The 20348-nt window shown below is 73.8% G+C and carries 20 protein-coding genes; 11 read left to right on the plus strand and 9 right to left on the minus strand.

The genetic code is table 11. From position 1 onward, the window contains the following. Nucleotides 1-21 precede the first annotated feature (21 nt). On the minus strand, nucleotides 22-252 hold the full coding sequence (locus MicB006_RS24535; RefSeq protein ID WP_116509256.1) for a hypothetical protein: 231 nt from the start codon (nucleotides 250-252) through the stop codon (nucleotides 22-24). A gap of 95 nt (nucleotides 253-347) precedes the next feature. Here MicB006_RS24535 and MicB006_RS24540 point away from each other — a divergent pair, with 95 nt between their 5' ends. Next, complete coding sequence (locus tag MicB006_RS24540) at nucleotides 348-1115, plus strand: TetR/AcrR family transcriptional regulator (RefSeq protein ID WP_116509258.1); 768 nt, start codon at nucleotides 348-350, stop codon at nucleotides 1113-1115. Here MicB006_RS24540 and MicB006_RS24545 read toward each other — a convergent pair. Beyond that, complete coding sequence (locus MicB006_RS24545; protein WP_116509260.1) at nucleotides 1102-1818, minus strand: TetR family transcriptional regulator; 717 nt, start codon at nucleotides 1816-1818, stop codon at nucleotides 1102-1104. The two genes, MicB006_RS24540 and MicB006_RS24545, sit on opposite strands and share 14 nt — an antisense overlap. A gap of 44 nt (nucleotides 1819-1862) precedes the next feature. On the opposite strand from MicB006_RS24545, the gene MicB006_RS24550 reads away from it, so the two are divergent. Continuing rightward, nucleotides 1863-2759 (plus strand): alpha/beta hydrolase, encoded by an 897-nt coding sequence (locus tag MicB006_RS24550; RefSeq protein ID WP_152037883.1) that lies wholly within the window; start codon nucleotides 1863-1865, stop codon nucleotides 2757-2759. Between the two features lie 97 nt (nucleotides 2760-2856). Here MicB006_RS24550 and MicB006_RS31715 read toward each other — a convergent pair whose 3' ends face one another. Continuing rightward, entirely contained in the window at nucleotides 2857-3135 is a 279-nt protein-coding gene (locus MicB006_RS31715) for a hypothetical protein (protein ID WP_152037884.1), read from the minus strand. Here MicB006_RS31715 and MicB006_RS24555 point away from each other — a divergent pair. Both MicB006_RS24555 and MicB006_RS24560 read left to right on the plus strand, forming a co-directional pair. Then, the gene (locus tag MicB006_RS24555; protein ID WP_225980484.1) at nucleotides 3113-4240 is read left to right on the plus strand and encodes a hypothetical protein; all 1128 of its coding nucleotides are present in this window, start codon (nucleotides 3113-3115) and stop codon (nucleotides 4238-4240) included. The genes MicB006_RS31715 and MicB006_RS24555 overlap by 23 nt on opposite strands. 147 nt (nucleotides 4241-4387) lie before the next feature. Continuing rightward, nucleotides 4388-5251 (plus strand): DUF6745 domain-containing protein, encoded by an 864-nt coding sequence (locus tag MicB006_RS24560; RefSeq protein ID WP_116509266.1) that lies wholly within the window; start codon nucleotides 4388-4390, stop codon nucleotides 5249-5251. A 34-nt stretch (nucleotides 5252-5285) separates the two neighbouring features. On the opposite strand, the gene MicB006_RS24565 is transcribed toward MicB006_RS24560, so the two are convergent. Together MicB006_RS24565 and MicB006_RS24570 are read right to left on the minus strand one after the other, a co-directional pair. Next, nucleotides 5286-7094, minus strand: coding sequence for a hypothetical protein (locus tag MicB006_RS24565; RefSeq protein WP_152037885.1), 1809 nt, complete (start codon nucleotides 7092-7094; stop codon nucleotides 5286-5288). A 17-nt stretch (nucleotides 7095-7111) separates the two neighbouring features. Next, nucleotides 7112-7840 carry a DUF899 family protein gene (locus tag MicB006_RS24570; protein WP_225980485.1) on the minus strand — a complete coding sequence of 243 codons (729 nt, stop codon included), beginning with the start codon at nucleotides 7838-7840 and terminating at the stop codon, nucleotides 7112-7114. Between the two features lie 93 nt (nucleotides 7841-7933). Between MicB006_RS24570 and MicB006_RS24575 the strand changes: the two genes are divergently transcribed. Next, nucleotides 7934-9337, plus strand: coding sequence for an NDP-hexose 2,3-dehydratase family protein (locus MicB006_RS24575; RefSeq protein ID WP_116509270.1), 1404 nt, complete (start codon nucleotides 7934-7936; stop codon nucleotides 9335-9337). Between the two features lie 44 nt (nucleotides 9338-9381). Here the strand turns inward: MicB006_RS24575 and MicB006_RS24580 are convergent, their stop codons facing one another. From MicB006_RS24580 to MicB006_RS24590, 3 genes are all read right to left on the minus strand, one after another. Next, on the minus strand, nucleotides 9382-9813 hold the full coding sequence (locus MicB006_RS24580) for an SRPBCC family protein (protein ID WP_073827768.1): 432 nt from the start codon (nucleotides 9811-9813) through the stop codon (nucleotides 9382-9384). 100 nt (nucleotides 9814-9913) lie between these two features. After that, a complete protein-coding gene (locus MicB006_RS24585) occupies nucleotides 9914-10738 on the minus strand; it encodes an ABC transporter permease (protein WP_073827288.1) in 825 nt (274 codons plus the stop codon). After that, nucleotides 10735-11739 (minus strand): ATP-binding cassette domain-containing protein, encoded by a 1005-nt coding sequence (locus tag MicB006_RS24590; RefSeq protein ID WP_116509273.1) that lies wholly within the window; start codon nucleotides 11737-11739, stop codon nucleotides 10735-10737. Before MicB006_RS24590 ends, MicB006_RS24585 begins: the two co-directional genes overlap by 4 nt. 160 nt (nucleotides 11740-11899) lie before the next feature. Between MicB006_RS24590 and MicB006_RS24595 the strand changes: the two genes are divergently transcribed. The 5 genes from MicB006_RS24595 to MicB006_RS24615 all read left to right on the plus strand — a co-directional run bounded on the left by MicB006_RS24595 (nucleotide 11900) and on the right by MicB006_RS24615 (nucleotide 16946). Further along, a complete protein-coding gene (locus MicB006_RS24595; protein WP_116509275.1) occupies nucleotides 11900-12724 on the plus strand; it encodes a cyclopropane-fatty-acyl-phospholipid synthase family protein in 825 nt (274 codons plus the stop codon). Nucleotides 12725-12764: 40 nt separating this feature from the next. Then, the gene (locus MicB006_RS24600) at nucleotides 12765-13997 is read left to right on the plus strand and encodes a class I SAM-dependent methyltransferase (RefSeq protein ID WP_116509276.1); all 1233 of its coding nucleotides are present in this window, start codon (nucleotides 12765-12767) and stop codon (nucleotides 13995-13997) included. After that, complete coding sequence (locus MicB006_RS24605) at nucleotides 13994-14746, plus strand: trans-aconitate 2-methyltransferase (protein WP_225980487.1); 753 nt, start codon at nucleotides 13994-13996, stop codon at nucleotides 14744-14746. Before MicB006_RS24600 ends, MicB006_RS24605 begins: the two co-directional genes overlap by 4 nt. After that, nucleotides 14743-15729 (plus strand): NAD(P)-dependent oxidoreductase, encoded by a 987-nt coding sequence (locus MicB006_RS24610; RefSeq protein WP_116509278.1) that lies wholly within the window; start codon nucleotides 14743-14745, stop codon nucleotides 15727-15729. The genes MicB006_RS24605 and MicB006_RS24610 overlap by 4 nt, the downstream gene beginning before the upstream one ends. A gap of 101 nt (nucleotides 15730-15830) precedes the next feature. Beyond that, entirely contained in the window at nucleotides 15831-16946 is a 1116-nt protein-coding gene (locus MicB006_RS24615) for a nucleotide disphospho-sugar-binding domain-containing protein (protein WP_116509280.1), read from the plus strand. Between the two features lie 47 nt (nucleotides 16947-16993). Here the strand turns inward: MicB006_RS24615 and MicB006_RS24620 are convergent, their stop codons facing one another. Next, nucleotides 16994-18748 (minus strand): hypothetical protein, encoded by a 1755-nt coding sequence (locus tag MicB006_RS24620; RefSeq protein ID WP_116509282.1) that lies wholly within the window; start codon nucleotides 18746-18748, stop codon nucleotides 16994-16996. Nucleotides 18749-19222: 474 nt separating this feature from the next. Between MicB006_RS24620 and MicB006_RS24625 the strand changes: the two genes are divergently transcribed. Next, nucleotides 19223-20332: a DegT/DnrJ/EryC1/StrS aminotransferase family protein gene (locus tag MicB006_RS24625; RefSeq protein WP_116509284.1), complete on the plus strand. Its 1110-nt coding sequence runs from the start codon at nucleotides 19223-19225 to the stop codon at nucleotides 20330-20332. Nucleotides 20333-20348 lie beyond the last annotated feature (16 nt).

The raw sequence follows: 20348 nt of genomic DNA on the forward strand, positions 1-20348 counted from the left end.
TGGCACGAGCCTGGAAGGTGCTCAGAGGACCGTGTCGGAGTAGACCTCGACGTCGTAGAGCAGTTGCACGTGGCGCCGGCCGTTCGTGATGCCGACGAAGGTCGGGTCACCGGCCGGGGTGTGGCCCCGGCGCCACACCTGTTCCCGAGCCGCCTCCCGCGACTCGTGGTGGATCTTGCCCTCCTGGTGCAGTTGCAGGACGCGACGGGCGGTGCTCCGGTCGCTGTCGAGGTGGACTCGCAGCACAGGCATGGGTGATCTCCTAGCCGACCGTCACGGTCCAGCTTCCTCCGTTCGATCAGCTTACCGATGTTAAGTTGCCTGTCCAATGACATAGAGTCGGCTGCATGACCACCGCGGAGCCGGGTGCGCCGACGACAACCTCAGCCGGGCGGGACAGCCGCGTCCCACCGCCGATATGGCTGCGTGCGGAACCCTCGCGCGCGCGACGTAAACCGCCGCTGACTCTCGGCCGCATCGTGGACACAGCGGTGACCGTGCTGGACGAGCAGAGCATCGAAGGACTGACGATGCGCTGCCTCGCCCAGCGTCTCGACGTTACGGCGACCGCGTTGTACTGGCACGTGAGGACGAAGGACGACGTCCTGGACCTGGCCGTCGACCGGATCTTCGGCGACGTGCCCGTTCCGGACGTGAGCGACGACTGGCTGGCGGACATCCGCGTCCTCGTCCGAGGATGGCGCGGCGCCATGCTGGACCATCCCTGGGCACCGGGGCTGGTCGGGCGTCCGATGCTCGGACCGAACGTCCTGGCCCGTACCGAGTTCCTGCAGTCGGCGCTGGTGCGCGGCGGCGGTAGCGGACTTCAGCTCGCGGTGGCCACGCGAATGGTGGCCAACTACGTCATCGGCGCCGCGCTCACCGAAGCCACCTGGCACCGGTTCGCGGACCCCGACGCGAGAGCCGCGGCCCGCGCCCATGTCGCCGCGAACGCCGGCGCCTATCCGACTCTCGACGCCTCCGGCCATCTCGACGGCGACCGATGGGACGACGACGTGCTGTTCGAGCAGGGCCTCAACGGCATTCTCCTGGCGGCGGCACGGGCAGGTGGCGCTGTCTCAAAACCTGTGTCGCGAAAACCTACCGAGTTTTGAGAACCCGGTAGATCGTGGCGCGCGAGACGTCGTATCGATCGGCCAGCTCGTCGACGCCGAGCCGGTCGGTCTCCCGCAGGCGGCGTACCTCCTGCGCGTCCGCGGCCGTCAACGCCGCCGGCCGGCCGCCGGCCCGGCGGGGCGTACCCGGCTCGGGAACGCCGCCCGCGGCCGGGTCCTCCGCCGCCAGCAGCGTGCGGACGCCGTCGAGGATCAGCCGCCGCAGCCGGGCAGGTGGCACGTCCCGGAACAGCACCACAGGATCGGCGAGCCCGGCGACCACCTGAGCCGCGCGTACGCGCTGGGCGAGCGCCGGCCGGGGGCCGCTGACGAGCGTGTTGGCCAGGGCGATCGCGGCCCGGAAGCGGTCGGCGACCGGCGCCTGCACGAGCAGCGTCATGTCGCGGACCAGCATGAGCAGCGTGTCCCGGTGGCGCAGGTGCACGTCGAGGAACGCCTCGATCGCACGCCAGCGCACCGTCTCCGGGTCGCCGGCGGCCTCCGCCTCGTTCAGCGCCTGCTCCAGTTCGTCGAGCACCGGGCCGGTCAGCTCGTGGAGCACGTCCTCCTTGGCGGCGAAATGGTAGTAGAGCGCGGCCTTCGTGATGCCGACCCGGTCGGCGATCTCCTGCATGGAGGTGGCCCGGTATCCGCGCTCGGCGAACAGGGCCGCCGCGACCGCCAGGATCCGCTGCCTCGTCACGCCGCTCCCTACCGCCGGTAAGTAAAGTTGCTATCATTCTGACCGTGGGTCAGGTTACTGCTGTCGACGTGTCCTTTGCGAGCAACGGTGGCCGGCGAGCCGGCCGCCTGTACCGGCCGGAGGGATCGCATCCGGCGCCGTGCGTCGTGATGTGCGCCGGCTTCGGCAGCACCGCGGACCGGCTGTCCGGCTGGGCCGAGGTCTTCGCCGCCGCCGGGCTCGCGGCGATGGTGTTCGACTACGGCAGCTTCGGGCGGAGCGACGGCGATCCGCGGCAGGTCGTCGACATCGATGGCCAGCTCGCCGATGTGCGCGCGGCGGTGGCCTGTGCCCGGGCCGACAGTGCGGTCGACGCCGACCGGGTCGTCCTGTGGGGCAACTCCCTCGGCGGCGCCCACGCGATCACCGTGGCGGCCGACGACCCGCGGATCGCCGCAGTGGTGGCGCAGATCCCGTTCAACGGGTTCCCGCGCCGCGTCGAGGGCCGGTCGACGGCGCAGAGCCTGCGGCTCACGGCCGCCATCCTGCGGGACGCGCTACGGGGCAGGCTCGGCCTGACGCCGCACTACATCCCACTCGTCGGTGAACCGGGCGAGATCGCGATCACCAACGCGGCGGAGGCCAAGGAGCACATCAGCACACTGGCCGGCGGGGACTCGCTGTGGCGCAACCAGGTGGCACCCCGCGCGACCCTGCGGATGATGCGTTACCGCCCGGCGGACGCGGCGGCGCGGCTGACCGTGCCACTGCTGGTCTGCCTCGCCGCCGACGACGCGGAGACGCCGCAGGAGCTGAGCAGCCAGCTCGCCGAGCGCGCCCCGCGCGGGCGGCTCAAGGTCTATCCGGGTACGCACTTCTCCTTCTACACCGACCCGCGGACGCGCCAAGCAGTCGCGTCGGACCAGATCGCCTTCATCCGGGAGGCGCTCGCCCTCCCGTAGAGGCCGTCGACGGAGCTGGATCACCCGTCCGACGTCGCGGCCGGCCGGACGCCGTCAGGAGCCGACGGCACGACCGGTCAGGCCCGGGACGGCGCGGTCATGCCCAGGCGCGTTCGAGGGCCAGCGCCAGCCGCCTCGTCCACTCCTCGCCGGTGCCCTCGACTCCCGGGTACTCGTCGACGAAGTTCTCCCAGTCGATGCCCCACGTCAGCACGGTCTCGGCGGTGAGGGCGTCGGCCTTGCCGGGCGCGAGGGTGCGTGTACCCCTGCCGCCGCCCGTCCGGCCGTACCATCTCCCGGTGAAGCTCCGCCGTCGGCTGGTCGCCGTGTCACTCCTCCTGGCGGTGGAGGCGATGGCGTTCGCGCTGCTCGTCACTGAGTCCGTGACGGGTGCGATCGTCGCCGCCGGCCTCACCTGCCTGTCGTTGTGGCTGCATCTCGTCCTGCACGAGTGCGGACACCTCGTCCTGGCGAAGCTGCTGGGTCTGCCGGTCATCGCGGTCCGTATCGCGCCCTTCAACGGTTGGCGCAACGAGGTGTCGGTCCGGCCTTCGCCGTCGATGACGGCGTTACCGCTGCGGATGGTGCTGTTCTACCTCGGTGGCCCGCTGACCAACCTGTGCGCCGCGGCGGCACTCGTCGTCGCGTCGGCGTCCACCGGTACGGCCTTGACGCGGTCGACGTTGCTCGGCGCCGCGTTCGTCGGGGCGCTGCTCGGCGTGGCCAACCTCGTTCCGGGGCGTTCGACCCGCAGCGACGGCCACAACCTGCTCCGCTGGCTCCGGGCTCCGGCAGCCGCCCGTGACGGGCTGCGAGCGGGTTACTACCAGGAGGAGGTGGTCAGGGCACTGCGGGCGGTTGCCCGAGCGGGTGGTGACGTCCACCGGGTCGGGATTCAGGCTCGCCCCGGCAGCGATCCGCTCCTGGCCCTCGCTGCCTACCAGCAGAGGCTGAGCACTGCGCACATGCAGCCGGCGGAACTGGTCGAGGAGGCCGAGCGGCTCGCGGCGCTGGCTCGCGCGGGCAGCACCGATCCCGCGGCGGCCGCCGCCATCGGGCAGATGCTGAGCGTCCAGTTCGGGTTGTGGTACCTGTACGCCGCGGTGGTGACCGGTTCGCCGGTGGCACGCCGGGAGGTGCGGGAGATCTCGGAACTCGCCGGGATCGCCGCCCGGACACAGCCGCGCGTGTTTTCCACCCGGATCGCGATGAGCCTGGCTCATCTGCTCAACCAGCGGCCCGAGGATGCGCGATCGTTGCTTCTCGACGTTCGCCCCGGCACCGAACCGGCCGGCCTCTGCGCCGTCGCGCTCCTGCTGCGGGCGGCCACCGAGTCGTACCTCGGCAACCACGCCGACGCGGACCATCTTCTCCGCGCGGCCCGCGGCGACTACCCGCAACTGGCGCAGCTCGTGGGCGCCATCCGGGCAGCCGATCCGGCGCCGCCCCTGTTCGCGCCGCTGCCGGTGGCTGGCGCCTGACCTGATTGCGGGCCGGCTGCTGTGGCGGATGCCGTGGCGTCGATCGCCTTGCTCACGGCCTGACCGGAATTCGCTTGAGCGGCGCCGCGACGTGAGTCAGAGTCGTTCCATGATCTCCAACCGGAAGGGCGGCGACGCCCCGGCGCGATGAGCGCCCCCGCGCGGCGCGACGGCGCCGCGAAGACCCCGCAGACCGTTCGCAGCGGCGACCCGCACGACCTGTGGCAGCAGGCCGTCCGGATCCGCCAGGAATGGCTCGACCACGCCCTGTCCACGCAGCCGGCCGACAGGCCGGCCGCCGAGCGGTGCCTGACCGCCGTCTACGCGAGGGCGTCGCGGCCGAGGCCCCGGTTCGAATGGGTCGATTCGCCGGAGAAGGCGATGCCGCTGATCAGCGGCTGGCCGAACCTCGACCACCTCTACGAACGCATCCGGGCGGCACGGCCGCCCCGGACACCCCTGCTGGCGAGCGACATCGCCATGATCGTCTCCCAGCTCCGGGGCGCGCTGGGGGCGGGCGTCGCGCACACCGATCCCGAGCTGTCACCCGCGCGTACGGGCAAGGCCAAGGTGCCGTGGCCCGAGCTGGCGCCGCTGCGGGCGCTGGACAGCGGCGTACCGCTCGCGGTCGTGCTGCACCAGGGAGTACGGACGGCGCTGCACCGGAGCCTCGCGCACGGGTACTACCTCCCGGTGCGTGCGGCGCTGGCGAGCGACGGCCCGGTGCCCGTGTGCTGGTACGGGCAGCAGGACGCATCGTGGATCGCCTACTACGACGTGCTACGCCGGCTCGGCCTCGCCCGGTACGGGCCCGGCGAGGCCGATCACCTCGACACCTGGGCCGGCCTGGCACGCTCCTGCGGCTGGTGGTGGCCGGGGGAGGACGTCTGCGTCGTCGTGGAACGACCCGAAGCGGTACGAACCGAACCGGTGCCCGGTACGGCGCACGACCAGATCCGGCTGCGACCGGGCGGGTTGCGCTACCGCGACGGCTGGCAACCGGTGACGTGACATCGACAGCCGGCGACTCACGTCCGGCGCGTCCCTATCCGAGCGGGCCGGTCACCGCGGTCACCGTGCCGCCGGGCAGGAAGCCGGACCGGCCGTGCCCGCCGTGCGCGACCGGGCCGGGCAGCGAGACCGCTGCCGCCGCGTACATCCGGGCCGGTCCGGCGGGTGAGCCACCCTGCCAGGCCAGGTAGCCGGAGACGGTGGCGGGTTCACCGGGGAAGCGGCGGGCCAGCGCCGTGACGTACCGGGACACCGGCTCCGCGCGCGGATCGAACCGGAGCGCGAGCATCTGCCCGGTGGCGGGGCGAAGCACCCCGGCGGTGAGCAGCCAGGGGGCCAGGTAGGTGCCGAGCGCCGCGCCCGGCCCGCGCGCGGCGTCGCGCAGCGCTGCCTCCGCCGCGGCCCAGCCGGTGACCACGAGCGTCGGATGCCGTCCGGTCCCCGGGGGTACGACCCGCAGCCCGGCACGCCGCGCGGCCGCGGTGACGGCGGCGACCGCCGCGACGGAGCGGGCCGAGGAGTCGCCGACGACGCTGACGGCGCCCTCGGCCCGGGGCGCGAGGAAGGCCACGGTGGCGTCGAGGTCTTCGCGGTCGCCGGGGGAGAGGGCGTCCGCCGGGCAGCGCGACAGCGGCTGCGAGCCGCCCCGGAGCAGTGCGCCGAGGGCCGCGCTGACGCACTCCGGCCCGTCCGGGCCGCGCAGGTCGGGACCGGCGCCGCCGGCCGCTCCGGCGTCCAGCCGGACGACGGCGTCGCGTCCCCCGTACGCGACGTGCAGCCGGCTCGGGCCGGGCGGAAGGTGCACGAGGGACCAGCCGTTCGTGGCGCCGGGCAGCCGGGTCACGGGGGAGAGCCGGTCCGGCCGCAGCCCGACCGAGACGCCCTCGGCGCCGACGTGCACGAGGTTCCAGCCGGGTCGCTGCGGCACCACCATCAGCGGGATGCCCCGGTCGCCGTTGTCCAACGCGACGAGCAGGGGCGCGCCGGGACGTCCGGGTGATGCGGGCAGCACCACGGCGGTCGCGGTGACGGCGAGGATGACGACAGCCGGCAGCACGACCGCCTGCCCGGGCAGCAACGTCCGGTCCGGCTGCCGTCGGCGTCGCAGGCCGGCGCCCAGGCCCACCGCCCCGGCCACGGCGACCGCGAGGCAGACCCAGCGCGCCGGGCCGGCCCATCCGGGGCCTTCCGGGCCGAGGGCGCCCTGGCCGGCGCCGAGCCGCACCGCGCCGGCCGCCGCCTCGGCGGTGACGGCGGCGAGCATCCAGGGCGCGGCCCGGTGGGCGACGCGCCGCCGGGCCGACTCCGCGCCGAGCACTGTGGCGACGCCGCCCAGCAGCAACGCGGCGGCGACCCCGTGTCCGGCGGCGGCCACCGCCTCCGCGACTGTCGCCGTGGGCAGCGCCAGCAGGCCGGCACCGGCGCACACGAGCAGGGCCAGGGGTACGGCGACCGCGCGCCGCCCCGCGTACGGCAGCAGGGCGAGGCAGGCCGCCGCGAGCGCGAGCGTCCCGGCGGCGGGCGCGTCCCCGCCCAGGCCGAGGGTGAGCAGGTGCGCGACGGCGGCGGTCACCGACGCGGCGGTCAGGTGGCGTGGCGCCGGGGCGCCGAGCGGTCGCAGCAGCACCAGCCCGGCCGCGGTGGCCGTCGCGGCGAGCGCGAGCAGGCCGGCGAACCCGGTGGCGGCCGGCGCGACGCCGCCGCCGTCCGCCGCGTGGGCCGGCCCCGCCGCGAGCAGCGTGGCCGCCACTCCGGCGAGGGCCGCGCCGGCAAGCCGTCCGGCCGCGCGGGGCACGCCCCGGCGACAGTCGGCGGTACGTGATGTCGTGGTGCGGTCGGGCACTCGTGGCTCCTCGGCTGTCACACGGATCGATCGGCCGGGGCGGCCACCCGGGGATACGTGTTCGCGGCGTACCAGTCGCCGCGACCCTGCGGCAGCAGGTCGAGCACGTTCCACACCGGAGAGAGCAGGTCGATGCCGCGCTCGGCACCGTCGACGAAGTTGGCCGGCTGGCTGTAGAAGTGCCGGACACCGTCGCCGGCACGGATCAGCACGCTGACCATCGGGCGCTGGTCGCCGTTCGGGTACTCGGCGCACAGGTCGGCGTTGAAGTCGGTGCCGTGGCTGGAGAGCATCCGCAGGCCGTCCCAGCCGCGCCGGGCGCCCCAGGCGCGCAGCTTCGCCGCCGGTGCCTTGCCGACCACCACGAACCCGGCGTGCTGCTGGATGTGGTGCGCGACGCCGTGGAACCCGTCCACCCACAGCGAGCACATCGGGCAGGCGGCGTCGGCCTCCGGGTGGAACATCAGATGGTAGACGACGAGCGTGCGGTGCGCGCCGAAGAGCGCGGAGAGCCGGACGGGACGCAGCGGGCCGGGCGCGGTCAGGTCGGCCGGTCCCTCGGTGAGCGCGACGTCGGCCACCGGCGCGCCGGGCGGCAACTCCCGCCGGGCGGCGGCGACCCGCTCGACCTCGTCACGCAGGCGGCGTTCCGCCTCGGCCAGGCGCAGCCGCGCCGCCACGTACCCGGCGTCGGCGCCGTCCGGCCACATCGGCAGCGGCGGCGGTCCGGTCCCGTCGTCGGTCATTCTCGTCGTCCTTCCTCGACCCGCACCAACGCCGGTCATTCGCTATAGAATATAGAAGTGAATTACGGGTAGGCGTCGACAAAGGGGGCATGCGTGACGGAGACGACCGCGCCAACATGGCTGCCGCAGCACGACCCGCTCGCCACTGCCGACCCCGACGCCGACATCCACGAGTGGCTCGCCGGGTGGCGCCGCCGGGCCGGGATGCGCGTGGACGTGGTGCCCCTGGCCGGCCTGCGCGGCTGGCACCAGGACGCCGACACCGGAGTCCTGGCCCACGGCAGCGGCCGGTTCTTCCGGGTGGAAGGGCTTTCCGTCGAGGTGCCGGGCGCGGCCGTGCCCCGCTGGGACCAGCCGGTGCTGCACCAGCCGGAAGTGGGCATCCTCGGTCTGCTCGCCCGCCGCGACGGCGACACGCTGCGGGTGCTGGTGCAGGCCAAGGCCGAGCCCGGCAACCAGGACGGCCACCAGATCGCGCCCACCGTCCAGGCCACCCGGAGCAACTGGACCGGTGTGCACGGCGGCCGCCCGGTGCCGTTCCTGCACCACTTCCGCGACCCGGACCCGCGCCGGGTGCTCGTGGACGTCCGCCAGTCCGAGCACGGGTCCTGGTTCCTGCGCAAACGCAACCGCAACATGGTGGTCCTCACCGACGAGGACATCGTGCCGCCGCCCGGGTTCCGCTGGCTCAGCCTCGCCCAGCTGCACCGGCTCCTCCGCCACGACGACCTGGTCAACATGGACACCCGTACCGTGCTCTCATGCCTGCCGACGGAGCTGACGGCCCGGGCGGCCGGCCCGGCACAGGACGCCTTCACGGCCGCGCTGCGCCGCTCCTGCCGGCCCGGTACGGGCAGCCGGCACCGCACCGGCGAGCTGCTGCACTGGATCACCGACGTCCGCAGCCGGACCGAGGTGGGCGCCGACCGGACGGCGCTGCGCGGACGCGCGGCGTGGCATCTCGGCGAGGTCTCCCTGCGTCACGACAGCGGACTGTTCTTCGAGGTCATCGGCGTGGACGTGGACGCCGAGGGGCGCGAGGTGGCGAGCTGGTCGCAGCCGATGCTGCGGCCCTGCGGCCAGGGGGTGGTGGCGTTCCTGGCCACCCGCCTCGACGGAGTGCTGCACGTGCTGGCGCACGCCCGGGTCGAAGCGGGCTTCGTCGACGTCGTGGAGCTGGCGCCGACGGTCCAGTGCACGCCCGCCACGCTCGACTACCTGCCCGCCGCGGCGCGTCCGCCCTTCCTGGACCAGGTGCTCGGCGCGCCGTCGGAGCGGGTCCGGTTCCGCGCGGTCCTCTCCGAGGAGGGCGGACGGCTCTACCGTGCCCGCAGCAGCTATCTCGTGGTGGCGACCGACGACGCCGACCTGGAGAGCGACCAGTACCGCTGGGTGACCCTGCACCAGGTCTCGGAGTTGCTGCGGCACAGCAACTACGTGAACGTCTCGGCCCGCAGCCTGATCGCCTGCCTGCGCGGGCTGCTGGACGCCGCCTGAGCGGGCGGACCGGGCCGCTCCCGGTCCGCCCGCCGCCACGGCGGTCAGTCGCCGAAGCCGGCCGGGTGGGCGTCGCCCACCGCGTTGAGCAGCACACCCTGCTCCAGCAGCGCCTTGCAGGCGCAGAGCACCATGGTGAACCCGCCCATGGAGTCGATCGCCTTCCCCACGGCCTGGTCGGCGGTGCCGGTGAAGCCGGTCTCGGTGATCCGGACCAGCGTCGTGTCACCCTCGCCCGGCAGGAACCGCCATTCGAGCTGGGTGGGGGACTCCGGGTCCCACTCGGCCAGGATGCGGCTGTTCTCCTCGACGTCCTTGACGGTCACCACCGTGGAGACGCCGTACATCTCCCAGTCCCAGGTGACCGTGGCGCCGGGCTCGAGCCGGCCGCTGCTCCTGGTGAACCAGAACTTCGTGGTCACCGCCGGGTCCGCGAACGCCTGGAAGACCTCGGCGACGGGCTTGCGGATGAGCATCTGCGCGGTGACGGCAGGCGGTTGGGTCAAACGGTCGCTGTCCACGGGTCAGCCGTGTTCCCTTCTCGTGTCATCGGCACTGCGTACAAACGGTGGCGGGTCAGGCCCGCCGGCGGTAAAGGAACATGGAGAGCGGCGCGAAGACGGCCACCAGCGCCGCGCAGCCGGCCAGCGCCGCGCCGACCTCACCGGCGGTCGCCGTGCCGTGGGCCAGACCGCGCGCGGCGGTGATCGTCAACGCGAACGGGTTCAGACCGACCACCGCCTGCAGCCAGCCGGGCAGCGTCTCCTGCGGCACGAAGAAGTTGCTGACGAACGACACCGGGAAGACGATCGCCTGGCAGGCGCTCAGCGCGGCGGTCGGTGACTTCAGGGCGAGCCCGAAGACCACGTACACCCAGGAGAAGGAGAAGACGAACACCAGGGTGATCAGGATCGTGGCGAGGACGCCGAGCACGCCGCCGTCGGGCCGGAAACCGACCGCGAGCCCGACCGCCACGGCGACCGCGCAGCCGACGACGTAGAGCACGTTGTTGCCGAGCAGCGTGCCGACGATCGCGGCGGGACGCCAGATGGCGAGCGCGCGGAAGCGGTCGGTCACCTCCCGGGAGTTGTCCAGGTTGACCACCGCGCCGATCCGCATGCTGATCATGATCCCGGTGAACACCACGATGCCGGGGATGTAGAACTGCATGTAGCTCGACGTCGAACCGGCCAGGGCGCCGCCGAACAGGAAGCCGAAGACGAGCGTGAACATGATCGGCACGCCGAGCGCCTCGAGGATCTGCGTCGGGTCACGGCGTACCTTCTGCACCGCCCGCCACGCGAAGGTGAGCGTGGACGACAACGCGCCGGGACGCGCCGGCCGCGCCGCGGCCAGCGCCGACACCCCACGGCCGGTGCCGGCCTCCACCACGCTGCTCACGCCGCCTCCTCGGTCTCGGTCCGCGGGCCGTCCGCCCGGTGCCCGGTGAGGGCGAGGAACACCTGGTCCAGGGTGGCGTGGCCGAAGGCGTACTCGGCCAGCCCGACGCCGGCCCCGGCGAGGGCGGCCAGCGCCCGGGTGGCCTCCTCCTCGGCCGACACCTGCGCGGTCAGCTCCAGCGGGTCGGCGCCGGCGTGCACCGGGGCGCCCAGCGCCTCGGCCAGCATCCGCTCGGCCGTCTCCCGCGCCCCGGCGTCGCGCAACCGCACCCGCAGCACGCTCGAACCGACCGATCGCTTCAGCTCCACCGGCGTGCCCTCGGCGATGACCCGGCCGTGGTCGACGACCGCGATCCGGTCGGCGAGCTGGTCGGCCTCGTCGAGGTACTGCGTGGTGAGCAGCACCGTGGCGCCCTCGCCGACCATGCCCCGGACGAGTTCCCACACCTGGTTGCGGCTGTGCGGGTCCAGCCCGGTCGTCGGCTCGTCGAGGAACATCAGGTCGGGCGTCACGACCATGCTGCTGGCGATGTCGAGCCGCCGGCGCATGCCGCCGGAGTAGGTCCGGACCAGCCGGCCGGCGGCCTCCTCCAGGTCGAACGTGGCGAGCAGCTCCTCGGCGCGGCGGCGTGCCGCGCCCCAGGAGAAGCCGCGCAGCCGGGAGAGCAGGACGAGGTTGTCCAGGCCGGACAGTTCCTCGTCGACCGACGAGTACTGCCCGGTCAGCCCGATCCGGTCGCGGATCGCCCCGGCCTCGCGCACGACGTCGTGGCCGAGCACGCGGACCTCGCCGCTGTCGGGCGGGACGAGCGTGGCGAGGGTGCGGACGATCGTCGTCTTGCCGGCGCCGTTGGGGCCGAGCACCCCGAACACGCTTCCGGCCGACACGCGCAGGTCGACTCCGTCGAGCGCGCGCACCTCACCGTAGGATTTGCGCAATCGGGTGACCTCGATGGCGGGACTGTCGGTCTGCTGTGCGGACAAGCCAGCCGTACGCGACATTGTGTTCACAAACATATAGTAGCAGGACGTTTCGCTCCGGTCACGCCCCTTGATCCGCGCGTCGCGCGTTCCTTCGCCACGTGATCCTCGCATGGACACCCGCCGGTCGATAGCTATAGCATTCTCAAGCAGCAACTTGCCGCGAGAGTGAGGAGCGGACGTGTCCACACGCGAGCTGACCGACATCGACGAGGTGGCGGAGATCTACGACGACGGCGCCTGGGCCGTCGAGGTGCTCGGCGGGAACATCCACTTCGGCTGGTGGGAGGACGACGACGACCGCACGCCCTTCCTGGAGGCCATCAACCGGTTCACCGACATCGTCGGCGACCGGCTCGCGCTGCGCCCCGGCGAGCGGCTGCTCGACGTCGGATGCGGCGCCGGTGAGCCGGCGATCCGGCTCGGCCAGCGCAGCGACGCCGACATCACCGGCATCACCAACAGCACCGAGCACCTCAAGCGGGCCCGGGAACGGGTGAACGAGTCCGGGCTGCGCGGCCAGGTCCGCTTCGAGCTGGGCGACGCCGCCGCGCTGAGCTACCCGGACGCCTCCTTCGACAAGGTGCTCGCCTTCGAGTCCCTGGTGCACGCGCAGGACCGCCGGCAGTGGCTCGCCGAGATCCGCCGCGTGCTCAAGCCGGGCGGCCGGCTCGTGCTCACCGACCTCGCCGAGGACGCCCCGCTCACCGAGCGGGACCGGCAGATCCTCACCGACTTCACACTCGCCCCGCCCGGCCCGCCGATGGCCGCGTTCGACCTGGTCCGCGACGCCGGCTTCGTGGTGGACGAGTTCCTCAGCTGCGGCGACAAGATCAGCCGCTCGTTCCCCGCGTACCACGAGCGGGTGCAGCAGCGGCGCGAGACGCTCGCCGCCGCGCACGGGGCCGAGAAGATCGACGCCTTCCTCGCCGAGATGCCGGCCGTGCTCGACGTCCTGCGCACCAAGGTCGGCTGCGTCGTCATCGCCGCACACAAGCCGCGCTGAACCGGCCGGCGGCGCACCGGTGTCCGAAGGAAACAGGCACATGACCGCCCCCGCCGTCAGCGGCTGCCGGATCTGCGGCGGCCCGGTGACCGAGATGCTCGACCTCGGCCGGCAGCCCCTCTCCGACGCGTTCCCCCGCCCGACCGACCTCGCCGGCGAGTTCTTCTACCGCCTCGCGCTGGGCCGGTGCGCAGACTGCACGATGGTCCAGCTCGTCGAGGAGGTGCCCCGCGAGCGGATGTTCCACCACGACTACCCGTACCGCTCGTCGCTGTCGTCGGTGATGCGCGCGCACTTCACCGGCACCGGCCGGGAACTGCTCGCCACCGAACTGACCCGGCCCGGCGCGTTCTGCGTCGAGCTGGGCTGCAACGACGGGGTGATGCTGCGGACCGTGGCGCAGGCCGGCGTACGCCACCTCGGCTTCGAACCGTCCGCCGGGGTGGCCGAGCTGGCCCGCCGGCAGGGAGTACGGGTACGCACCGACTTCTTCGAGGAGAAGACCGCCGCCGACGTGCTCGCCACCGACGGGCCGGCGGACGTCATCTACGCCGCCAACACGATCTGCCACCTGCCCTACCTGGACTCGGTGCTGCGCGGGGCGCGGCTGCTGCTCGCCCCCGGCGGCGTCCTCGTCTTCGAGGACCCGTACCTCGACGACATCCTCGCCCGGACCGCCTTCGACCAGATCTACGACGAGCACTTCTACTACTTCACCGCCCACTCGGTACGCGCCGCCGCGGCCCGCTTCGGGCTGGAACTCGTGGACGTACGCCGGCTACCAGTGCACGGGGGCGAGGTTCGCTACACGCTCGCCCACGCCGGTGCGCGTACCCCGTCCCCGGCCGTCGCCGACCTGCTGCGTCAGGAACGGGAGCGCGGGGTGACCGGGGCGGAGGCGCTGCGCCGGTTCGCCGCCGACGTCGCGCGTACCCGGACCGACCTGGTCGCGCTGCTGCGCTCACTGAAAAAGGAGGGCCGCACCGTCGCCGCCTACGGGGCCACCGCGAAGAGCGCCACCGTCACCAACTACTGCGGGCTCGGGCCGGAGCTGATCTCGTACGTCTGCGACACCACCCCGGCCAAGCAGGGCCGGCTGACCCCGGGCGCGCACATCCCGGTCCGCCCGCCCGCCGCCTTCGCCGACCCGTACCCGGACTACGCGGTGCTCTTCGCCTGGAACCACGCCGAGGAGATCATGGCGAAGGAGACCGGCTTCCGGGCCGCCGGAGGCCGGTGGATCCACTACGTGCCCACCGTGCGCGTACGGTGACGGCATCGGTGGCGCGCGGCTTCTACCGCGCCGGATACCCGGAGATCTACGACCTGGTGATGCGGCACCGGGGCCGCGACCACACGGCCGAGGCCGCCACGCTCGCCCGGATGGTCCGGCGCCGGAACCCGGCCGCCGCCTCGCTGCTCGACGTGGCCTGCGGCACCGGGCTGCACCTGGAACACCTACGGACCCACTTCGCCCCGGTGACCGGGGTGGACCTGTCCGCCGAGATGCTCGCCCGCGCCGGCGCCCGGGTGCCGGACGTGGCCCTGCACGAGGGCGACATGCGCGAACTGGACCTGGCCGCCGCCTTCGACGTGGTGGTCTGCCTCTTCGCGGTGCCGCACCTGCGCGGCGTCGCCGAGCTGGACCGGACCGTCGCGCGGCTGGCGGCCCACCTGACGCCGGGCGGCGTGCTGGCGGTCGAGCCCTGGTACACGCCGGAGACGTTCGTCCCCGGCTACGTGGCCCGCGACATGGTGCAGGAGCAGGACCGGGTGGTGGTGCGGCTGTCCCACTCGACGTGGCTCGACGGCGCGCGCGACCGGATCCGGATGACTGTGCACCAGGCGTACGCCGACCCGGACACGGGCATCCGGCACGACACCGCGACGACCGAACTGACGCTGTTCCGGCCGGAGCACTTCGCCGCCGCGTTCGCCCGCGCCGGGCTCGCCGCCGCGCACGTCACGGCGCCGCCGTTCCGCTGGGGCCTGTGGATCGCCCGGCACGCGGGTGCCCGGTGACCGGCGACCGGCCCCGGGCGGTCGTGCTGGGCGGCACCGGATTCGTCGGCGGTCACGTCGCGGACGCCTTCGCCGACGCCGGTCACGACGTGCTCACGGTGGCCCGCCGCGCCCCGGCCGGCCGCCGGCACCGGTTCACCGCGCTCGACCTCGGCAGCACCGACCCGGAGACGCTGGCGCGGCTCCTGGACGCCGAGGGCCCGGTCGCCGTGGTCGACGCCACCGGCAGCAGCTGGGGCCTGGACCCGGGCCGGATGGCGGAGCGCTGCACCCGGCTCAGCGGGCTGCTGCTCGACGCGCTGCGCCGCGCCGCCTGCCGGCCGCGGCTGGTCCACCTCGGCTCGGTGCTGGAGTACGGCCCACAGCCGGTCGAGCCGGCCGAGCCGCGCCGTACGCCCGCACCGGACACCGCGTACGGCCGGGCGAAGCTCGCCGCGACAGGTGCCGTGCTGGCGGCCACCGCCGCCGGTGACGTCGACGCGGTGGTGCTGCGACTGGTGAACGCGCTCGGCCCGGGGCTGCCCGTGACCAGCCTGCTGGGCCGGGTCGCCGCCGCGCTGGCGCCGGCCGCGCGGTCCGGCGTCCCCGCGCGGGTGACGCTCGCCCCGCTGGAGGCCCGGCGCGACTTCGTCGACGTCCGGGACGCCGCCGACGCCGTGCTGGCCGCCGCCGGACGCCCGGTGACCGGCCGCGTCCTCGACATCGGCCGGGGCGAGGCGGTGCCGGTGCGGTCGCTGGTACGGCTCCTGGTGGAGGTCAGCGGGGTGCCCACGACGGTGGTGGAACGGGCCGGCCCGGCCGGGTGGCGGGCCGCCACCCGTTGGTCGTGCGTCGACCCCGCGCCGGCCGCTGCCGCGCTCGGCTGGCGGCCCCGCCGCGACCTGCGAAAGGCGGTCACCGACTTCTGGCACGACGAGCTGCGCCGGCACTCCGGCGCCGGGGAGCCGGCGGCCGCGGGGAAGCCGCGACAGCGGGCGCCGTAGCGCCGGTGCGGGCGGCGAATCGACAGGTGGCGCGACCGGCGTCACCGGTTCGGCGGTACGGCGTCGGCCGTGCCGCCTCGGCGACAGGGAGGGCAGGAGTCATGCGCGTACTGTTCATGCCGGGTCCGGCCATCGGCCACGCGTTCCCGCTGGTGCCGCTCGGGTGGGCGTTCCGCGCCGCCGGGCACGAGGTCGTCTTCGTCACCGCCGGTGACGCGCTGGCGGTGGCCCGGGCCGGGCTGCCGGTCCTGGACGCCGTGCCCGGACGGACCACCTCGGACATGCAGGCCCAGTTCATCAGGGACGTGCCGCGCCTCTTCGAGCCGATCGGCGCCGACCCGATCGGGGAGATGGAGGAGCGAAAGCCGTACATCGTCGCGGCCTGGGACCCGTTCGTGGACGCCCACGTCGCGCTCGGCGAATGGGTGCAGCCGGACCTGGTGGTGTACGACCCGATCTTCGCGGTCGGCCCGGTCGTCGCCGCCCGGCTGAAGGTGCCGGCGGTGGCGCACAGCCTCGGGCTGGCTCGGTTCACCCCCGACCTGCTGCGCGAGCTGCCCGGCGCGGTGGCGATGCGCCGGCACGGGGTGACGCTGCCCGAGGGCATCCGGACCGTCGACATCGCCCCGCCCAGCCTGGTCGAGGGCGGACCGGCCGAGATCTCCATGCGCTACGTGCCGTACAACGGCGGCGGGGTGCTGCCGGACTGGCTCCGGGAGCCGGTCGACCGGCCCCGGATCGCTGTCACCTTCGGCACGCTCGGCGGGCCGGACCGGTTCGCCGCCGGCATCCAGCGGGTGCTCGCCGCGGCCTCCGGGCTGGACGCCGAGTTCGTGCTGGCGATCGGGGAGTCGGCGGTCCCGGCCGACCTGCCGGCCAACGTGCGTACCACCGGCTGGGTGCCGCTGAACCAGTTGCTGCGCGGCTGCGCCGCCGCGATCCACCACGGCGGGGACGGCACGACGCTCACCTGCGCCGCGCTCGGCGTCCGCCAGCTGGTGCTGCCCGGCTCGCCGGACGAGCTGGTCACCGGCGAGCTGCTGCGCGCCCGAGGGCTGGCGCACGTGCTGGACTCGGTGGACGAGCTGGGCGTCGCCGCGATCGACAGGCTGCTCACCGACACGGAGCTGGGCCGGGTGACAGGTGAGGTGCGGGCCGAGATCGCGGCGCTGCCGTCCCCCGCCGAGGTGGTGCCCCGGCTGGCCGCGCCGGCGTGAGCCCGGCGGCGGGCGGCTCGTCGCCGCCCGCGGCCGGTCCGTCGTGCTCAGCGCAGTTGCGCGTCGGCCACCGCGAAGAGCAGCCCGTGCGGGTTCGCCTTGCCGGTGTCGCCGTGCGGCCAGCTCGTCCGGTCGAAGCTCACGCAGCGCCGGCCGGTGTGCTCGTCGCGGAACGCGCGGTCCTCGGTGAGCCGGCCCGCCGGGTCGACCAGCGCCATGCAGATCCGGGCGTCACCGTCGAGCCCGGTGGGGGCCACGAAGTAGTTCGAGGTGACCACCCGGGAGACCTGGTCGGTCTGGCGGAAGTGCTTCCCGCCCGCCACCGGCCGGAACGTGTCCAGCGCCCCCCAGTGCGGGCCGCCGAGCGTGGTGTCCACGATCGGCAGCGCGCTGACCAGCGCGGGACAGTCCGGCTCGGCGCCGCCGCGTACGGTCTCCGTGATCGTGTCGATCTGGCACGAGGTCCGGCTTCCGGCGGCCAGGAGCCGGCGGATGTCCAGCACGTACACCATGCCGGACTCGGCGTTCACGGCCGGTGAGTTGTTGCCGCCGAACATCACCGTGTGGAACAGGAAGCGGTCGTCCGGGCTCACCATGAGCCAGCTGCCGCCGTCCGCCGCGCTGGTCGGGGTGTCGCGCGGGTAGATCCGGCGGAAGGCGGTCGCGTCGTCGAACACCTGCCGCCAGGTCAGCTCCCGCTTGGTGATGTCCGGCGTGTAGTAGACCGCGCCCATCCCGGTGGCCACGAACGCGCCCTTGTTGCGGGGCTTGTTCGTCACCGCGGGCTCCATGGCCAGCAGACCCTCCCGGCTGAACTCGTCGTCGACCCGGGGCCCGTCGGGCAGGTAGGACAGCGACAGCAGGCGGGGCCGGTTGCGGTTGCTGATGTCGTACGTGCGGACCGTGCGGCGCTGCAGGTTCGGGTCGGTCACCAGGCCGGCGACGACGTGCCGCACCTCGACGAAGTCGCTGGTGACCAGCCGGTTCAGGTCCTCGCGCAGCGCGATGCCGTGCGGGTTGGCGCAGGTCGGCACCGGCAGCGCCGGCTGGTTGGGGCAGGAGACCGGGTCCTCGGCCTCCTTCTTCGCCGCCGGCATCTCGGCCAGCACCCGGCCGTCGGCACCGAGCCGGACCACCTCGCCGGGGGAGCCGGCGAAGCCGTTGCCCACGCGGGTCTGCCCGTCGGAGTAGGTGCAGGGGCCGGCGACGTCGGGCCCGCCCATGTACGACCCGTACGCGGTGCCGTCGCGCAGGACGGTGAACGCGTCCGGCACCGAGCCGCACGGGGTGTCGTGCGGGAGCGTCACGCCGCTGAGCGAGACCCGGGGCAGCCGGCTGACGTCGAAGACGAAGACGGTGTCGCTGAGCAGGCCGCCGGCGTACACCTTGTCGCCCTTGCGCCAGGTGTACTGCATGTGGTGCGGCTCGTTGCCGAGGACCGAGTCGACGGTGACCGTGTTCGCCACCCGGCCGTAGTCGGGTGAGCCGGGGGTGGCGTCCACGACGGCGAGGAAGTCGGGGTCGGGCTTGCCGTCGGGGCCGGGGGCGGCGTCGCCGGTCCACACCAGCAGCCACTGGCGGGCGGACGCGCCCGCCCGCTCGGCGGCCTGAGCCGTGCGGGTGAGGTGATTGGTGATCCGGTACGGCTGGCCGTCGCTGCCGGTCACTGTCGAGGTGATCCGTCGCACGGACGCCCCGGCCGCGGCCGGGGGCGGCACCAGGCCGCTGCTGACTGCGACGAGCGCGATCACTCCGATGTGGGCGGCACGCCGGAGCGGGCCGCGCAGTTGTCCACGGGGCATGGACGTCCTCCTGGTCACGTGCGGGATTGAGGCCGGAACATGCCAGGCGTCGCGGTCGGAGGGAGACGGAGAAGGGCCGGAGAGCGGCGCCCGCGGCAGCGAGCCTACTATGCGAATTGCAACTGTCAATTGACGGGAAGTCGACTGCGGGGAGATCCACTCCGCGCAATTCCCACCGGTCGACGGAGGGGTCGCAGCGGTCGACGGCAGCCGATGTCGTGGCAGGTCAGGGCGGCAGTTGAGGCTTGCCGGGCAAGGGTTTTCGCGCACCTCGCCGGGCTGGTGTCAAGCCCGGAGCGGTGGCGTCGTCGAGAGGGCGATTCCGTCCGTTCGGGCCAGTGGGCGGGAGCCGGGGGTACCGACGTCGGTTGACGAACGTGTAGCTGGCCGACGCCGTGGGCGACTAGGATGCGAGGTGGTGATGCCGGGGTGAGGCACCGCGGCGACGACGCGCCCCCGGGGAGGTCCGCCGCCATGACCGTCGGAGTCTGGAACTACCTGGCCGAGTACGCCAGCGAGCGCGAGGACGTCCTCGGCGCCGTGGAACAGGTCTTCTCCTCCGGCCGGCTGGTGCTCGGCGAGAGCGTGCGCGGCTTCGAGCGGGAGTTCGCCGCCTACCACGGCGTACCGCACTGCGTCGGGGTGGCCAACGGCACTGACGCCATCTCGCTGGCCCTGTGGGCGCTGGGCGTACGCCCCGGCGACGAGGTGGTCACCGTCGCCAACACGGCCGCCCCGACAGTGCTCGCCATCGACGCGGTGGGCGCGGTGCCGGTCTTCGTCGACGTGGACGAGGCGACCTGCCTGATGCGCGTCGACCAGGTCGCCGACGCGATCACGGCGCGCACCCGGGTGCTGCTCCCGGTGCACCTCTACGGACAGTGCGTCGAGATGGCGCCGCTGCGGGCGCTCGCCGCGGAGCACGGCCTCGCGGTGCTGGAGGACTGCGCGCAGGCGCACGGCGCGCGCCACCACGGCCGCGTGGCCGGGTCGCTCGGTGACGCCGCCGCCTTCTCGTTCTACCCCACGAAGGTGCTCGGCGCGTACGGCGACGGCGGTGCGACGATCACCGCCGACCCGGACGTGGAGCGGCGCCTGCGCCGGCTGCGGTACTACGGGATGGAGGACCGCTACTACGTCGAGGAGACGCCCGGCCGCAACAGCCGCCTGGACGAGGTGCAGGCGGAGATCCTGCGCCGCAAGCTGCGGCGGCTGGACCGCTACGTCGCCGCCCGGCGCGAGATCGCCCGCCGCTACGACGAGGGGCTGGCCGGCACCGGCCTGGTCCTGCCGGTCGCCGCGCCCGGCAACGAGCACGTCTACTACCTCTACGTGGTGCGGCACCCGCGGCGCGACGAGATCCTGGCGGAGCTGCGCCCGCACGGCATCGAGCTGAACGTCAGCTACCGCTGGCCGGTGCACACCATGCGCGGCTTCGCCCACCTCGGCTACTCCGAGGGGTCACTGCCGGTCACCGAGCGGCTGGCGGGGGAGATCTTCTCGCTGCCGATGTACCCGTCCCTGGACGGGGACACCCAGGCAAGGGTGATCGACGCGCTGCGCAAGGTCCTGCGGGCCGGCTGAGGCTCCCCACCGGGGA

The sequence above is a fragment of the Micromonospora sp. B006 genome (genome assembly GCF_003408515.1).
In the GTDB taxonomy this organism is placed as follows: Bacteria; Actinomycetota; Actinomycetes; order Mycobacteriales; family Micromonosporaceae; genus Micromonospora; species Micromonospora echinospora_A.

Excerpts from the sequence above, each read along its gene's own strand:
- MicB006_RS24590 (WP_116509273.1), bottom strand. The coding sequence starts at position 11,739 with ATGTCGCGTACGGCTGGCTTGTCCGCACAGCAGACCGACAGTCCCGCC.
- MicB006_RS24615 (WP_116509280.1), top strand. The coding sequence starts at position 15,831 with ATGCGCGTACTGTTCATGCCGGGTCCGGCCATCGGCCACGCGTTCCCG.
- MicB006_RS24560 (WP_116509266.1), top strand. The coding sequence starts at position 4,388 with ATGAGCGCCCCCGCGCGGCGCGACGGCGCCGCGAAGACCCCGCAGACC.
- MicB006_RS24580 (WP_073827768.1), bottom strand. The coding sequence starts at position 9,813 with ATGCTCATCCGCAAGCCCGTCGCCGAGGTCTTCCAGGCGTTCGCGGAC.
- MicB006_RS24620 (WP_116509282.1), bottom strand. The coding sequence starts at position 18,748 with ATGCCCCGTGGACAACTGCGCGGCCCGCTCCGGCGTGCCGCCCACATC.
- MicB006_RS24625 (WP_116509284.1), top strand. The coding sequence starts at position 19,223 with ATGACCGTCGGAGTCTGGAACTACCTGGCCGAGTACGCCAGCGAGCGC.
- MicB006_RS24570 (WP_225980485.1), bottom strand. The coding sequence starts at position 7,840 with ATGACCGACGACGGGACCGGACCGCCGCCGCTGCCGATGTGGCCGGAC.
- MicB006_RS24540 (WP_116509258.1), top strand. The coding sequence starts at position 348 with ATGACCACCGCGGAGCCGGGTGCGCCGACGACAACCTCAGCCGGGCGG.
- MicB006_RS24555 (WP_225980484.1), top strand. The coding sequence starts at position 3,113 with ATGGCGTTCGCGCTGCTCGTCACTGAGTCCGTGACGGGTGCGATCGTC.
- MicB006_RS24535 (WP_116509256.1), bottom strand. The coding sequence starts at position 252 with ATGCCTGTGCTGCGAGTCCACCTCGACAGCGACCGGAGCACCGCCCGT.
- MicB006_RS24600 (WP_116509276.1), top strand. The coding sequence starts at position 12,765 with ATGACCGCCCCCGCCGTCAGCGGCTGCCGGATCTGCGGCGGCCCGGTG.